This window comes from Pedobacter sp. 05T44 (assembly GCF_056395985.1).
In genome coordinates this window covers 1-16600 of record NZ_JBFTKO010000020.1, presented here as the reverse complement: position 1 = coordinate 16600, position 16600 = coordinate 1, and the positions used below count along the sequence as shown (strand labels likewise).

The following is a 16600-nucleotide window of genomic DNA, read 5'->3' as shown; positions in this document are numbered from 1 at the left end:
GCTTGCTATATTATTGTTAAATCTAGATGATTATTTTATGAATGAGAATGCTTAAATTTAATTGTAGCTTTATCTGCATAACATTAAAACATGGCAGATAATCAAATTACCGCAATTACAGAGCTAGACAGGTCTCATTATAAAACTAAGGTTTATGCAGGAGGGCATTTTATTTATTCTGATGAACCTGAAAGCATAGGCGGAACAGATGAAGGCATGACACCTGGAGCATTGTTGCTTGCTAGTTTAGGAAGCTGCACAGCTATTACCGTTAGAATGTATGCTGATCGGAAACAATACAACCTTGATGCAATTAAAATAGAGTTGGCTATTTGCGAGGAAAAGGAAATGAGCAAGGAAACAACTATTACCCGAAAAATTGAACTGATTGGGACATTAACAGAAGAGGAACGTAAACGCTTAATGCAGATAGCAGACAAGTGCCCCATTCATAAAATACTAACCAATCCCATAAGAATTGAGACCAGGTAACAAAAGCGTTTTACTATATACAATTTAGTACTATTTATACATTAATTAGTACAGTTGGCAAGTAACTAAGCCGCAAATTGGGCTTTGACTTTTTTAACAAGACTATCGATATCAAATGGCTTTGAAAGAAAGTCATTAGGTGAGCCTGGTAATTTTAATAAACTTTGCAGATTGTGACTTGCAGAGATCATTACAACAGGAATATTTTTAAATAAATTGTGTGCTTTTATTGCTTTGCAAATGTCCCGGCCGTCAATTCCACCAAGCATCACATCTAACAATACCAGATCAGGCCTTAACGATGATATGACATTCAATACATTTCTCCCGCTGGTTAAAGTAGATACCTCGAAACCCTCACCCTCCAATACAATCTTAATAATATCAACTATATCACTATCGTCGTCAACTGCTAATATTTTTCTGGACATTTCACTAACTCTTTTAGCTAATTATAAGCGATTTATATGCCACATTTTTCATTATTATTAATTAAATACTAGAAAAGTGATCTGGGACAATTTTTGTTAAAACTAATTTACTAGATCAAAAAATTTACTAAATCCCAATAATTTGATTTATTACTAAAATTATTAGCATATTTACATTTCATAAAGGCTTTAAAAAAACATGCTTTACGCGGTAGTAGATATAGAAACAACAGGTGGCTTTGCTTCAGGAAATGGAATCACAGAGATTTCAATTCTTATTCATGATGGTGTTTCTGTAATAGATATGTTTGAAACACTGATTAACCCTGCTCAGGAAATTCCTGAATACATACAGGCATTAACGGGCATAAACAATGAAATGGTTATAGATGCTCCGTTGTTCAGTGATATAGCTCCAAAAGTATATGAATTGCTGCACGATAAAACTTTTGTTGCGCACAATGTAAATTTCGATTTTTCATTTGTTAAACATCAATTATCATTGGCAGGTTATCAGCTTCAATGCAATAAACTTTGTACCGTAAGGCTTAGCCGTAAAATACTTCCAGGTCATCGTTCTTACAGTCTGGGTAAGCTTTGTAATGCTTTAGGTATAGAGATAAACAACAGGCACCGTGCAGGTGGAGATGCAGCTGCTACGGCAATTCTATTAGGTATGCTTTTACAGGCAGATGCTGAAGGGATTATCAATCAATCGTTAAGAAAAGCTTCAAAAGAGCAGGCCCTGCCTCCTAATTTACCGAAATCGGAAATAGAAAAACTGCCTTTAAGCCCCGGTGTATATTACTTTAAAGATCAAAAGGGTAAAGTGATCTACATTGGTAAAGCTAAAAGCCTGAAAAAGAGGGTTTGTTCTCATTTTACAGGCAATAGCACAAGTAAACAGCGTCAGGATTTCCTCAAGGATATTTACAGTGTAGATTTTGAAGTATGTGGTACAGAACTAATGGCTTTTATTTTGGAAGCCACAGAGATCAAGAAACTATGGCCAACAAACAACCGAGCTTTAAAGCGTTTTGAACAGAAATATAGTTTGTATGCTTTCGAAGATCAAAAAGGCTATATAAGATTGGGCATAGATAAATTTAAAAAAAATACACCGGCCCTGTATAGTTTTAATACCATACTAGAGGGGCATAATCTTTTAAAGGCATTAATAAAAGAACATTTGCTGTGCGAAAAGCTTTGCTTTATTCAGAAAAACCGACAAGCTTGTACAGCTTATGAAGAAGGTAATTGTACCGGTGCCTGTGTAGGTAAAGAATCTGCTGCTGCCTACAACGTAAGGGTTAAATATGCTATTGAAGATTTAAAAAAGATGTTGCCATCTTTTGCCGTTATTGATAAAGGAAGAACTGAAGACGAACAAAGCTGTTTGCTTGTAGAGGAAGGAAAATTCTATGGCATGGGGTACATTTCACATCATGCAGATATTAATGCGCCTGAAGAGCTAAAATCAGTCCTACAGCCCTACCCTTCCAATGACTACATCCTTCATATGATATTATCACACACGGAGCAGTTCCCTCAAAAGAAAATAGCAATTTAAACTAGTGACTTTTCTTTTCTATCCTGCTGTGGATTTTTACGGTTTCTTTTAATGCTGCAGAACCATACCACTGATAATAATCTGCGGTCATTACTTTGCTCATAATAACGGGATCAGTTTCTACTAACTTTTGTGCTTCATCGGTGCTTTCTACGTCGAAAATGAAAATACCGCGATAGTCGTTGTCATTTTTACCAAGCGGCCCGGCAACAACCAGCTTCCCCTCGTTAACCAGTTTGGTTATATTCGCCATGTGTCCTTTAAAAATACTATCTAATGAAGGTTTGGGTAAATCTTTGGCAGAACCCGTTTTTAAAATTACCAGAATGTATTTCTTCATCCCATAATCATCAGCTTTAAGTTCTTTAGCTAATTTTTCATCGTAGTTTTTATTTACTTCCTGAGCTCCTGCTTTATTGGCAACAAGTAACGTACAGATTAGCAGGGCTATTATTGTGAGTTTTCTTTTCATCCTGGATATAGATAAGTACAATTGAGGTAAAAGTACATACTGAATTTAACGATTTTAAATTGAATTAAAGAAAGTATGAAGCGACTTTACAATATCAGAAAGTGCAAATAATAACAAATTAAAGGCAGTATATTTTCCAAACCAACAAGGTAAATTCGTATCAATAACCTTTTGTAAAAACAGATGAAGACACAAATCACACAACAACAAATTGAAGATTACAGAAAGAATGGTTTTTTGCTTATTGAAGATTTTTTAGATAAGGATGAATTAGAAATCTGGCGCGAAGCGGTAACTGAGGCACTGATTCAACGCGATGGCAGAAAACTACCGGGGAAAGATACTAAAACTGGTGAAGAGGATGGGATTAATAAAAATGCCGACTATTTTGGAAAGGTATTCGATCAAATGCTCAACTTATGGCAAACCAATGAAAAAGTAAAACAGTTAATACTCGATGAAAATCTAGGTAAAATGGTTGCTGACTTATCTGGCTGTGATGGAATACGGGTATGGCATGATCAGGCATTGATAAAGCGTCCATGGGCCAACCCTACTTCGTGGCACTTAGACACGCCTTTTTGGTCCTTTTCTGACCGCCGCGCTTTATCCATCTGGATTGCACTTGATGATGCCACTCTAGAAAATGGATGCCTGTATTTCCTTCCAGGTTCATATCATTCAACCTCTTTTGAAAACCCAGGTATAGGCAAGAACATGGATGAAGTATTTAAGTTCTATCCTGAACTCTCTATTTCTGATTCAAAGGCGGTTCCTATGAAAGCTGGTAGCTGTTCTTTTCACAATGGCTTAACGATACATGGTGCTGGTGCTAACATGACAAAGGGCTTTCGACGAGCTATGACCTGTGCTTTTATGCCTGATGGTGCTGCGTTTAATGGAATCCAGAATATCCTATCTGATGAGCAGGTAGCTAAGCTGAAAGTAGGGGACCTGTTAAATGATGACGAACAAAATCCTTTGATCTATACTAAAAATCCTTCATTACCCTAACAGAAATAAACTCGGGGATAATGCATTATCCTCGAGTTTCTAATACAATACGAATGACCACTTACCGGGTTTAACATCAAACAGAAAATAATTTACATCTTCTCCTTTAAATATAACCTCGGGATGTTTTTTAAGACTTTTCTTATTTTTCACAAACAGTTTCCCATTTAATGATATATTGGACAAACCAGATTCCATTTTGGGCAAACCTATTTTAGCCAGGGTATTGGGTTGTATATCAACAAAAAAGGTGAGTTTGTTATCTCTCCTTTTCAGATCCACGGTAATATTTCCTTTTACGGTAGGCGTAACGCAGTAGATCTCATGTAAGTTTCCGGGTTGAGGCAATATACTAATCGTTTTATAGGCAGTCTCTTCCGGAGCAATTCCGGCAACATACTGAATTAAAAGTGTTAATGGGCCACCAGACCAACCATGATTATACGATCCCCCGCCATAGCCTTCGGATCCTATCCCCCAGCCTTCCCACAATGTAGTGAGGTGGCTTTCAACCATATTAGCATATCTCTTTTTCATTCTTCCCAGCCCACCTTTAGCATCATGCATAATAAAGAAAGACTCCATTATATACTTTTCCATATAAGGACTGGCATGGAATTCAGTCTTTAATACATTTTTAATGGCTTCGTATTTCCCACTATCTGCTAAACCTGTTAATACAGCTAATCCATTCCCCCTATCATCAATAACACCTTTATTTGTTGGGCTTTTATAAGCACTGCCGCTCCAAAATTTTCTATTGAAATTTATCTTTATAGATTTCAGTAACTCCTGATAGGCTTTTATATCAGATTGATTTCCTGTTAGCTCTGCCATTTTTACTGCAGTTTCAACGGCCATATAATACCATGCGTTTTCCAGTAATGGGGTATCAATATCTTCTCCCCAATCCATCCAGTCCCATCCTMCCGGACGATGTATTACTAAACCATCGTCCCCTAAACGCCACAATTGCAAATAATTTTTGACTGTAGGATAAACATGCCGAATCAAAGCAGTGTMTCCAGTATAACGATAATAATTCCAAAAACCATATTTCCCCACACTAGCAAGCATTTGAGTTGGAAGTTCGCCATTCCAACTACCCGCAGGAACAGGCGAATATAATACCCCATCAGGTTTTCGCCAGTCAACAAGGTTACGAATTGCTTTATTAATAATTAATTCTCCATTTCTGTCGCAGGCATACAAAATTTCACCCATTAGTATTACCGCGTCTCCCCACCATTGTGCCCTTTCCCTATCCGGATCTTGAATTGCATCTCTCAAATTAACATTTAGTGTATTATATGATTTTTCCCAAAGACGATTATAGAAAGGATCATCAGATTTAAATTTACCTATCTGTTCGGTATCATATCTGGTTTCCCGGTATTTCAAGTCAATAATTTTCACATCCTTAGGAACAGAGTAATGAACCTCATGTCCATTCAAATATCCAAATGTTTCAAACTCCTGTATCCCTGCTTTTGTAATATATTCTGTACGAACGTTATACTCACTACCGCCTTTATAGTTATCTGTTCGAATGTCTATTTTTAAACCAGCCGGAGCATCGATCTTTAAATATGGGGTAATGGATATATTTTTAGGCAATTTGGCAACAATCGGATTGCCATCACTCACCTTTGGCAGATTAGCGTTATTAGTATAATGTAAAAGTCCCGAATCTTTCCAAAAAGGGATGGGTCTTTTCACCAGATTATTCCATGGAGAAACTGGTGGCTTCCCATAGGAAGTAGCATTTACCCAGGAATGATCGTCAAAATCTGGCTGGTTCCAAAGCGGCATATCTTTCTGAGCATCAAAGTAAATATTAAACTCGGGCAAGCGATAATTTGGTAAAGGTGCGCTGGTATTGCCAAAAGCAGGATGCCGCATCACTTTCCAAGTTGAATTTGATATTATTACGTTGTTTCCTATCGTCATATCGTACAAAAGAGCCGATTTACCACTATTTTTATGGTCGTAACCATCTCTTCCCCAATACCAGGTTAATATAGAGATCGTATTTTTTCCCTTGGTAAGATAGGGTGCCAGATTAATTTCATCATAATAGGTGTCACGTGGATTAGGCCCTCTTTTTAATTGACCTTCAAATACGATCATTTTCCCATTCACCCACAGCCAATACTTAGAATCGGTGCTAATTTTGGTAAGCACCTTATTTGGAATTTTATCGATAGAAACCTGCTTTCGGAAAGACGTCCATAAGTTAGTGTCTTTTTCTGCATGAGGAATTCMAATCCATTCTGCTTGCCAGCGCTCTGTCTGAGAGAAACAGGAAATACTTATGAATAAGACAATAATAAAGCAAAAAGATCTTATCAGATAATTCATATTTCTTAATTATTTGTTAAAAAATGCCGTCATCTCTCCTATCGTCGAGATGACGGCGTATCTATCCTGATGCGTTAGCCTAATATCCTGGATTTTGAACCAGGTTACTATTTATCTGCACCTCTCTAGATGGTATTGCATAGATCAATCTATTATTAGTTACATTAAATGAGGCTGGTAACAGCCAACCATAAAGGCTTTTAAGCTGCTTCCCTTTTGCATTTAAAGTTTCTACTGCCTTTCCATTGCGAACAAGATCAGTCCAGCGATGGTTTTCAAAAGCAAGTTCATGTCGCATTTCGCTGGCTACATTATCGTCAGTAGCAGAAGCCAGATTTGGTAATCCTGCTCTTTTTCTTACCTGATTTAAATAAGGCAGAGCTTCGGCATTTTTACCCTGCTTAACAAGACATTCTGCAAGCAGCAACAAAGCACCTGAATAACGGTAAACCGGCCAGTTCTGATCTGTATTCCACTCAACGGTATATGGTGGAAACACATATTTATTTATAAAGTAATAAAATGTTTTTCCGGCAGGCGGTGTGAAATTAACAGGACTAACAACGGAGCTTATTGTAAAAGAATCTCCGGTTTGAGTGCCAATAGCTACACCAATTGAAGCTGGCAGTCTTTTGTCGCCACTTTCATATGAACTCACCATTTCTTGAGTAGGCGCATTCCATCCCCCACTAGTAATACCTCCTCTTTGGTTGGTTCCATGTAATCCAAGAATGGCTTCTGTATTGGTAGTTTTTGGAATAAACCTCCATATAAAATCACTTTGCTGACCATCGTTACCTGCCTTATATTGTACTTCAAAAATTGATTCGCTGTTGTTTTTATTTGTTGGCGAAAACACATCGGTATAATTTGGTAGAAGTGTATAATTCATCTTGGTGATATCTAACAGCTCAGTTTCTGCTTTCGCATAATCGCGTGTTGGCTTAGACATATAAGCATAAGCCAAGAGCATTTTGGCAGCACCTTTACTAACCCTTCCGGTTTGAGGAAAAGCTGTCGCTACCGGAAGTTTTGCTATGGCATCATTCAGATCAGCAATGATCTGAGCATATACTTCATCAACTGTGTTTCTAGGCAGGAATGCACCAGTTTCTGAGACAATCTCCTCCAATTGCAATGGCACGCCCCCATAATGCGTTACAAGATCAAAATAGTAATATGCACGAAGAAATAAGGCCTGCCCTGAAAGATCGTCCATAGATGACTGCGAAAGTCCAATCGTGTTCGCTTTCAGTCTGGTCAGTACTGTATTTGCCTTAGCAATTCCAGAGTAATCATTTCCGTACCTGTTACCTGCATTATTTGGTTCTGCACTTGACAAACTATTGTCAAGGAAGACCGCCATTGCTTCTATACTGGTTTCAGATCCTCTGTCTGATGAATAATAATTAAAGAAGGTATTGTCTGAACGCATTTCATCCATATAAATACCTGTAAAAGCAACTCCTCTAAGGTTGCTATAAGCAGAAACTACAGCCTGCTGAAATTCAGTTTCACTTTTAAAAAAAGTTGGGGCACTAACACTGGTCTTAGGTACAAGATCAAGCTCACTTTTTTTACAGGAAAGAAATCCAATGCAAACTGCCACGATGTATAATATTTTATTTTTCATGATTATTTTTCTAGATTAAAAGCCTACGTTAAGTCCCAGTGTAAAAATCTGAGAGATTGGATAAGAAGTAAAATCACGTCCCTGACTTAAACCGTTAAGTCCGGACATACCTGCTTCAGGATTCATCCCCGGATATTTAGTAAAAATTAAAGGGTTTTGAGTACTGAAATATACCCTGGCGTTTTTGATATACTCATTGGGTTTAAAAGGCAGCTTATAGCCCAGCGTTATATTCTTTACAGCCAAATAAGTAGCACTAAAGACCTGTCTKGACGTAAAATTGCGGAAGTCGGCAGTGGTGCCGKTTCTTGTTCTTGGATAAATTCCATCTCCCGGCTCTTCAATTGAGCGCCATCTTTTAGCTACTCCTTTTCTTACATTAAAGACACCATCCAGATTTTCGGTTGATTGAAAAGCATCATCTGCTATCTCATTTCCTACAGAACCTGCAATAACAATACTTAGATCTAGGTTTTTATAACTAAACCTATTCGTTAATCCATAAGTAAAATCAGGGTTTGGGTTACCGATGTAAGTTCTGTCATTTTCATCTATAATACCATCAGGAACGCCGTCTGGCCCACTAATGTCTTTAAATCTTGCTGTACCCACCATAGAAGTTGCACCATGGGGCTGGGTATCAAATTCTTCCTGGGTCATATATACACCAGTATTGATATATCCGTAAAACATTCCTATTGGATTACCTACAGCTGTTCTGTTATCATCCCAATAAAGACTATATCCTCCAATAGGTGCATTGTTTGTGCCTAATTTGATTACCTTATTTCTATCAAAGGAAATGTTAAAACCTGTAGTCCATTTTAATTCACCATMGAGGTTTCTCGATTCCAAACTCAGCTCATGCCCCCAGAAATCAAAACGGCCTATATTTGATGTAATACTGTTAAACCCAGATTGAACAGGGATATCTACATTATAAAGCAGTCCATCCGTTTTTTTCCAATAGTAATCATAGGTTAATCTCAACCTGTCATTAAAGAGTCCAAGGTCAACACCAGCGTCGAAACTAGATGTAGTTTCCCAAGTAAGAAAGGAATTGCCGATCCCGTCAAGAGATTTACCTGGTGTTACCTGGTTTCCAAACACATAATTATCAGAATTTACAGAAGCCAKGTAGGTATAATCTCCAATATTGTTATTTCCCACTTTACCATAACTTGCCCTAAATTTTAACAGGCTTATTTTATCCTGTTCTTTCATAAACTTCTCATCAGAAGCTACCCATCCTATTGAAACCGATGGAAAATTACCATACTTATTATCCGTTCCAAATCTTGACGAACCGTCTCTTCTAAACGCCAGTGAAATCAAATATTTATTGTCGTAATTATAGTTTAAGCGGCCTATGTACGATAATAATGAGGATTCTGTTGTACCTGCAGTTCCTATTCTGGTAGTTGCTGCATTTATCCATTGAACATTATCATCCGGAAATTCTGAAGCTTGAATATTGCTGTTTTCCGATCTGAATTTTTGAAAGGTATAACCCACAAAGGCATCCAGATTATGTTTTTCATTAAAGGTTTTCTGATAAGTAAGGGTATTCTCGGCCAGTAAATTTAAGAATCTATTAGTACCGTAACTTCCCGTAGGAGGTTGAGGGGGAGCACCTCCCAAACCACCCTGAGCTGTTGATGGCGTAAACGATCTGTTAATCGCACTCTCGGTGTTCCCATTCAAACTAATTTTATATTCTAATCCGGGAATAATCTTATACGATGCAAATGCATTAGCTAAAACCGTTGTTTGCTCCGAAGGATTAACTCTTTGAGTTAAAACCAGGTAAAAATTAGGATTAGCGAACATTCCAGGCTGCGAAAAACTAATCGGATAACTACCATCCGGATTTTTATAGTTTAACGTTGGATCCATTAAAAATGCCTGCTGAATAATGGCCCGTCCATTATCAAGCCCGGGAGTTACCTGATTGCGTCGGTAAGTACCTGACAGATTAAATCCAATAGTTAGTTTATCTGTCGCACTATAAATGTTATTAGTTCTGCCACTTATTCGATTTGCAAAAGTATTTAAGATCACCCCTTCCTGCTTATTGTAGTTAAGATTAATGGTCGATTTCAAATCTGTTCCACCTGACGCTAACGATAAGTTATAATCTTGGGTAATTGCATCCCTCAATAAAACGTCATACCAATTGGTACCTGAATTTGCCCCGTATTGTTGTGGATTCTGATACACGCTCGGAACACCACCGGTATAGCCTTCATATCGGGCAGCATCTTCATAATATTCTTTCTTAAATTGAGCGAACTCAGGTGCATTCATCAAATCAGGTTTCCCTCTGTCAGATACCCTTACCAATCCTGCGTAAGAGCTGAGTTCGATACTTTTTTGTCCACCTTTGGCTTGTTTTGTTGTGACAAGAATTACCCCATTTGAAGCTCTTGAACCATATAAAGAAGAGGCAGAAGCGTCCTTTAATACTGTAATACTTGCTATTTCATCCGGACTGATCGTTTCGAGTCCGCTGGTAGATGGAAATCCGTCAATTACAATTAGTGGGTTGTTTCCTGCGTTGATCGAAGCAGCTCCTCTGATTCTAAATGACATATTTGCACCCGGAGCTCCAGAGTTGTTTGCGATTTGCACGCCTGCAAATTTCCCTTGTAATTTCTGACCGATATTAGCTACAGGCATGTCTTTAACCTCACTCGTGTTTAGCTGGCTTACAGCCCCTGTAACTTCTCTTTTATTTTGTGTTCCATAACTTACAACTACCACTTCATTTAATTTTTCACTGGCAGATTCCATCTKAACATTAATAACAGATCTGTCATTTGCCGGAATTTCCTTGGTTTGATATCCCACAGATGAGAAAACCAACACAGCGGAGGGTGCAGCTGTTAACTGATAATTTCCTTCGTTATTAGTTGTTGTTTTCTGATTTGTACCTTTCACAGCAACTGTAACTCCAGTTAATGGTTTTCCATCCTGAAGGTCTACCACCTTACCTGAAATAACTCCTTGCTGCTGGACATGATATCCATATAAATTTTCTTTTGTGAATGTCTTTGATTGTGCTGGTAAATAAAATATCAAAGACATAACCAGGCATGATCCGCCCCTTCTGATAAAAAAAAGCAATCTTTTCCTTTTCATAACTTGTTTAGATTTGGTTTATATTTAGGTTATAATAGAATTGAGGTAAAGAGTTGTAAGGTCTTACTCACTCTATTGACTAAAACAAACCTAAGCATTGGCCAATTATTTCCGTTTTACCAAATGGCACTTATATTTGTACTTTTTGACATAATGAATTAGCTTTCCCTAGTTTTAAATCATATATATGATTAATCTTTTAAACTTTTTGGAAAATCACAAGAACTGAAAAGCTAAATTTTACTTGAAATGGATGTTACTATCGGCTTTTAAATACTCTTCAGAAATTTTTGTTTGAAGGATATTACCCACGTATACGGCTCGTTGATAGTTTTTACTGCTTATGMTAGTGATTTTTTGCAAAAGCTTGTTGCGCAACTTTCTAAATATCGGGAAAAGAGAATACATTTTAATTTTAGAAATCTGAAGTCTATTGCATGTTTCTTCATCAATTAGAAAGCGAACATAACAAGTATGAAGATACTTAATGAAATTCTTTTGATAAGCTTTCTTAAAAATATTGGACGCAATAGATTCATTTTCCAAAGCATTGGCCAGCATTACGGAATCTTCATCGGCAGAAACTTGTGTATCCGTCCATAAATAGAACATTTCTGTAGCTTCCTTTTTATTATTTGGCAGATGGTTTTCCGGGATCCCTAATAAATGGCCAACATATTTCCAAAGATGAAAAACACCAAGCTCTTCATTTTCCGAAATCTGCATACCCAATTTATGAAGCCCATGAAGATAGAAAAGGCTAAATCCTATATTAGTGGCAATCATATCGCCTAAATTAATTGGTTCACCCCATTTTTCTTTATCCCAATCTGTGTGTTTTTCTTTAATCATTAATCTTGAAAAAGAATGTATCATCCTGGTTCTGACAATATACTGATAGCCAAGTCCATTAATTTCTAAAGCTTTATCACGTGTAACATGTACCCAAAAATCCAATGTATCGGTTATTCTTTTAGCAGGCCCCTTTTTTAGCGCACCTGTATAAATAAGGGCCTTGTTTAAGTAAGCATAATCATAACCACTCATAAGGCTATAATCTCTCAAAGAAATGAGTGCGTTAGTTCCACTGCGCATACATAAATTGCAGCCCATTTTTATCAAGTCATCGTTTACCCAGGCAGGTTTCTCCTGCATAGTTAAAAACATTTTTTTCAAGTGATCAGTTAAGTTATCATCTTCAAGAACCTTATTTTTAGATAATTGCCTTACGTATAAATAGGCTTCGCCAAAACTTCTTCCATCAAATATTTCTTTTGCTGCTTCATCGCCCAAAACATCATATTTAGTGGCCAGCTTCACAAACTTATTTGGGATATTAAGATTGAGTTTGGCTCCCGACCATTCAGTTAACTGCCTTCCGCTACCCTTCTCCCAAAACCTTTTTAAGCATAAATCCATATAAATATGATTGTTTGATTTAACCAAGATACTGCAAAACTGCATACAATATTTCTCATCACTTGATTTAATTTCAGTTGATAAAACAATTTCTTTTGATCATTGTTTTCCTTCCAGGTATGGTGCGCTATCTTTCTTTATATAAGACGAATAGACACATCAACCAAACTTAAAACCAAAATATAAAACCGTATGAAAAATCTGACAATGAAAACAACCGCGCTCTTGGTTGCCCTGGTTATCATGGGAACCACGTTTACAAGCTGCAAAAGTGGCCCAAAAGATGATGCTGTAAAAGCCGCAGTGGAAACTGCACTGCTCTCAAACCCACACATTGCCGAAGCCGCTGTAACTGTTGAAAAAGGCGTAGCAACAATATCGGGCCAAGTTCCTGATGATGCAACTAAAGCAGACGTCGATAAAACTGTTGCAGGAGTTGCCGGAGTTAAATCTGTTGTAAACAATCTGACTGTGGTCCCCGAAACTCCGAGCGTACCTGTAGCCGCTACTGATGTGCTTACCAATGCCGTTAAGGATGCTACTAAAGATTTCCCCACAGTAACTGCAACGGTAAATGATGGCGTAGTCACATTAAAGGGTGAAATCCAAAAAGCAAATCTCCAGAAATTGATGATGGCTTTAAATGCGTTGAAACCTAAAAAAGTAGACAATTCACAACTGGTTATTAAATAGTTAAAGGAGATATATAAAATGGCTTTACAAGAAAAATATAAAGAATTGATAGATACTGCTACTGCACAGGGGGTTAACAACCTAAATGTACGTGAGCAGGAAGGTGTGCTATATATTGATGGCGATGCCAGTGGTTCAATAAAGCAACAACTGTGGGATACTTATGAACGTCTCGATCCCAATTACTCTTCTGGCGATTTAGTGATGAATATCAATAGCATAGCTGGCGTTACAGAAGGTTCAAAACTAAAAGTAACAACCAACAGCTCTAACTTAAATATTCGTAGCGGTCCTAGTACCGATGCTGATATTGTAGGCAAGGCTGCCAGGCATGAGGTGGTTACACTGGTTAGCAAAGCAAATGACCAATGGTGGGAGATTAAAACTGATAATGGGGCTGCAGGATATTCCTATACGCAATACCTGACACCGCTTTAATCACACCAAAGAAGKGGTGTCTAAAAAGATAAAGTCGTCATCTCTTTTTAGACACCCCCATTTAATTTGAACATTAACGATAAATATCCCGCATCCTAAAATTAAACTGAGTCATGATCTGACGTGTAAGTTCTCTGTACAATTCATTATAGTCAGGTCTGTTGTTAAAATTACCCCTAACTATATCCCAATCTTTTGCACTTAAAGCCCTTGAATCGCCAGTATATTTACCAGTAAGGCTTTCCCAGGTATATTGTGCAGGAATTCTGTCTGATGCGATCAACTTTCGGGATACAGCATCTGTGATCCTGTAGTCCATTATGGCTCGTGAATTTATGATTCTTCTCACAGCACTTATAGTTGCTGTAACGGTAATAGTGCTGGCACTTCCCGACATTTTATCACTCTTAGCAGGAATCTTTTTAGACACTCTATATGAATAATTATTGGTAGCCAGGTTGCTGAACCAGATGTCATACATCGATAGTTCTAAATTCTGATCAATTCTTCTATTTTGCCCGTCATTTCCGGTATAAAATTCATAATAATTAGAGTTACCAATTGAGTTTAAGTTCCATAGAATATCTCTTTCAAAGAAGCTCCCATCTATTGAATAATATCCAAAGCGCTGATCAAATTTAGTAACCAACACATTTGTAATAGCTGCTTCATGAGCCTCTTGTTTCTTTTCTATCACATCTTTAAAACCGGGAACATATTCATCAGCTAGCTTTAAGTTATTATAAGCGTTACGGGTGCTTACCCTATCTTGCCTATCCAACAGCGCAATTCCTCTATTATAATGTGCTTCAGCAGCACTCAACGCTGCCTGATTTAATTCGCTCTCATAATTTCTGGGACTGAAAGTGCTTATCTTTACGCCTGCATTCTTAAAACCATCGTACATTTTTTGCAGAGAGAAATAACCGTTATAGATGTTTGCAAACTGTTCTGATTTTCTACCCTTTCCTCCTTTCGCTGCCAAAATATCCTGTTCATATCTGGTCGAAGCTTCTTTGTATGCATCGGGAAGAATTTTTAAAGCATCAGAATTGGATGGATTCTTTTTAAGATCACTAATTGCAGCATAAAAGGCCTTATCATATTCTCCCTTCTCGTATAGTTTTTGGGTTGATACACAAGCAAAAAGGAACATCGAGAGCAGACATAATTTAAATAGCTTTTTCATAGGAATAATATTTAATTCAATTTACGGCAATTCTTCAGTAAATAAAAAAAGCCATCTKATAATTATCAGATGGCTTTTTTTATTTCTAATTAACCTTTTAAGCTTTAACCAAAAAATGTGCTGGCATTTCTGCAGCATTTAACATAAAATTATGAAGCTCATAGTTTTTAATGAAAGGGGTTAACTGTTCTGAACCGGGGCCAAACATTGTTAGCTCCACGTAATCTCCTGTATGGTTCATTCCTGCCCATTGCACATCGGTATACTTGCCCATAATCTTTCCATACTCATAAAATGGAAGATTCGACTCATTATATAACTGGCCCGGAACGATATCTTTAAAATGAGCTACTAAAGATTTTACGTCTTCCAGTTTCATCTCCAATCCCTGACTCTCCCTAATTATCTCTGTAATCTTTTGTTCACCAAATGATTGGTTTAATTGAGTAAGCAGCCAAGTATTACTATGTTTAAAATGTTGCAGACTGTCAAATTTCTTGTCGGCTTCATCAGCATAAAAAAGCCCAGGATTAGAATTACCATGATCTGTTGTTATGATTACCAAAGTTTCTCCATCCTTTTCAGCAAACTCTATTACTTTCCCAACTGCTTCATCAAAAGCCAATTGATCAAATATTAAACCTGCCACATCATTTGAATGTGCAGCCCAGTCTACCTTTCCAGCTTCAACCTGTAATGCAAAACCATTCTTATGGTCCTTCATTAGTTCTATGGCTTTCATCGTCATCTCAGCTATTGAAGGCACAGTCTTTATCAATTCAGGGTCATTTTTTCGATCTACTTCATAAGGTAAACCATCTTCAGCAAACAATCCCAAAACCGGCTTTAATTTATCAAGAGCAAGCATTTCAGCACGGTTTTCTGCAACTTTAAAACCTTGGGTAAGGTATTTAGGTATAATGCTGCCATCTTTTCTTTCTGAATCAAAGTATTTGCTTCCACCACCCATCATCACATCAAATTTTAGTTCTAGATACATTTCTGCAATTAAAGCTTGTCCATCTCGGTTATCTATATTTACACAGAAGCCAGCCGGTGTGGCGTGGGTAATTGGAACTGTAGTTACACAGCCAACTTTCTTTCCACTCTCTTTAAATTTTTGAAGTATTGGCTGAGGTTTCTCTCCTCTCATCCCAACATTTAATGAGCCATTCCTTACCCTCATTCCACCACCCCAGGATGAACTGGCAGCTGCTGAATCGGTAACCATTGAACTTGCTGAAGCCGTATCCATTAAAGYTCTTACAGCTTTGTTATTTCTATATAAGTCAAGCCATTTACTTCCTATGCCAAACGTACGGTTAGCATATAGATCGGCCATATTTAATGTTCCTGTACTCATGCCATCACTTACCATCATAATGATATTTTTCGCCTTTTTTACTCCTCCGATCGGTTTGGCAATAACATCATGCAAACCAACAAAAGGCATACTTATACCAGCAAGTATTCCGCCTTTTAATAGTGATCTTCTATTCATATACTTAAAAATATTTTCAATCAGCAAAGATCTATATGTACCATTAGAAATCCGGTCAGATAGAATTATGAAATTGTTAAGCTATTAAGAAGGTTTTTCTTTCAGAAATGTATATAAACACAAAAACCCTGCAGCGTTTAGCTACAGGGTTTTGCTTAAGATTTGGCACCGACCTACTCTCCCACGTGTTACCGCAGTACCATCGGCTCTGGTGGGCTTAACTTCTCTGGTGGGCTTAACTTCTCT

The 16600-nt window shown here is 37.4% G+C and carries 13 protein-coding genes; 5 read left to right on the top strand and 8 right to left on the bottom strand.

The window, feature by feature from the left end:
- Positions 1 to 90 precede the first annotated feature (90 nt).
- Entirely contained in the window at positions 91 to 492 is a 402-nt protein-coding gene (locus AC1DDK_RS22680; RefSeq protein WP_172659168.1) for an OsmC family protein, read from the top strand.
- A 65-nt stretch (positions 493 to 557) separates the two neighbouring features.
- Here the strand turns inward: AC1DDK_RS22680 and AC1DDK_RS22675 are convergent, their stop codons facing one another.
- Positions 558 to 923 (bottom strand): response regulator, encoded by a 366-nt coding sequence (locus AC1DDK_RS22675; RefSeq protein ID WP_172659169.1) that lies wholly within the window; start codon positions 921 to 923, stop codon positions 558 to 560.
- 199 nt (positions 924 to 1122) lie between these two features.
- Between AC1DDK_RS22675 and AC1DDK_RS22670 the strand changes: the two genes are divergently transcribed.
- Positions 1123 to 2493 (top strand): exonuclease domain-containing protein, encoded by a 1371-nt coding sequence (locus AC1DDK_RS22670; RefSeq protein WP_337718149.1) that lies wholly within the window; start codon positions 1123 to 1125, stop codon positions 2491 to 2493.
- Position 2494: 1 nt separating this feature from the next.
- On the opposite strand, the gene AC1DDK_RS22665 is transcribed toward AC1DDK_RS22670, so the two are convergent.
- Positions 2495 to 2965, bottom strand: a complete 471-nt coding sequence (locus AC1DDK_RS22665) for a YciI family protein (RefSeq protein ID WP_172659171.1) — start codon at positions 2963 to 2965, stop codon at positions 2495 to 2497.
- A 183-nt stretch (positions 2966 to 3148) separates the two neighbouring features.
- Between AC1DDK_RS22665 and AC1DDK_RS22660 the strand changes: the two genes are divergently transcribed.
- Positions 3149 to 3979, top strand: a complete 831-nt coding sequence (locus AC1DDK_RS22660; RefSeq protein WP_172659172.1) for a phytanoyl-CoA dioxygenase family protein — start codon at positions 3149 to 3151, stop codon at positions 3977 to 3979.
- 39 nt (positions 3980 to 4018) lie between these two features.
- Here AC1DDK_RS22660 and AC1DDK_RS22655 read toward each other — a convergent pair whose 3' ends face one another.
- From AC1DDK_RS22655 to AC1DDK_RS22640, 4 genes are all read right to left on the bottom strand, one after another.
- Positions 4019 to 6340 carry an alpha-L-rhamnosidase-related protein gene (locus AC1DDK_RS22655; protein ID WP_477634078.1) on the bottom strand — a complete coding sequence of 774 codons (2322 nt, stop codon included), beginning with the start codon at positions 6338 to 6340 and terminating at the stop codon, positions 4019 to 4021.
- Positions 6341 to 6419: 79 nt separating this feature from the next.
- Positions 6420 to 7973, bottom strand: coding sequence for a RagB/SusD family nutrient uptake outer membrane protein (locus AC1DDK_RS22650; protein WP_477634077.1), 1554 nt, complete (start codon positions 7971 to 7973; stop codon positions 6420 to 6422).
- 15 nt (positions 7974 to 7988) lie between these two features.
- Entirely contained in the window at positions 7989 to 11114 is a 3126-nt protein-coding gene (locus tag AC1DDK_RS22645; RefSeq protein ID WP_477634076.1) for a SusC/RagA family TonB-linked outer membrane protein, read from the bottom strand.
- 240 nt (positions 11115 to 11354) lie between these two features.
- Entirely contained in the window at positions 11355 to 12533 is a 1179-nt protein-coding gene (locus tag AC1DDK_RS22640) for an oxygenase MpaB family protein (RefSeq protein WP_477634075.1), read from the bottom strand.
- A 192-nt stretch (positions 12534 to 12725) separates the two neighbouring features.
- On the opposite strand from AC1DDK_RS22640, the gene AC1DDK_RS22635 reads away from it, so the two are divergent.
- Together AC1DDK_RS22635 and AC1DDK_RS22630 are read left to right on the top strand one after the other, a co-directional pair.
- Positions 12726 to 13226 carry a BON domain-containing protein gene (locus AC1DDK_RS22635; RefSeq protein WP_216854300.1) on the top strand — a complete coding sequence of 167 codons (501 nt, stop codon included), beginning with the start codon at positions 12726 to 12728 and terminating at the stop codon, positions 13224 to 13226.
- 18 nt (positions 13227 to 13244) lie between these two features.
- The gene (locus AC1DDK_RS22630) at positions 13245 to 13664 is read left to right on the top strand and encodes an SH3 domain-containing protein (protein ID WP_172659176.1); all 420 of its coding nucleotides are present in this window, start codon (positions 13245 to 13247) and stop codon (positions 13662 to 13664) included.
- Between the two features lie 73 nt (positions 13665 to 13737).
- Here the strand turns inward: AC1DDK_RS22630 and AC1DDK_RS22625 are convergent, their stop codons facing one another.
- Positions 13738 to 14853 (bottom strand): hypothetical protein, encoded by a 1116-nt coding sequence (locus tag AC1DDK_RS22625; RefSeq protein WP_288884370.1) that lies wholly within the window; start codon positions 14851 to 14853, stop codon positions 13738 to 13740.
- 97 nt (positions 14854 to 14950) lie between these two features.
- Positions 14951 to 16354 (bottom strand): alkaline phosphatase, encoded by a 1404-nt coding sequence (locus tag AC1DDK_RS22620; protein ID WP_477634074.1) that lies wholly within the window; start codon positions 16352 to 16354, stop codon positions 14951 to 14953.
- Positions 16355 to 16600 lie beyond the last annotated feature (246 nt).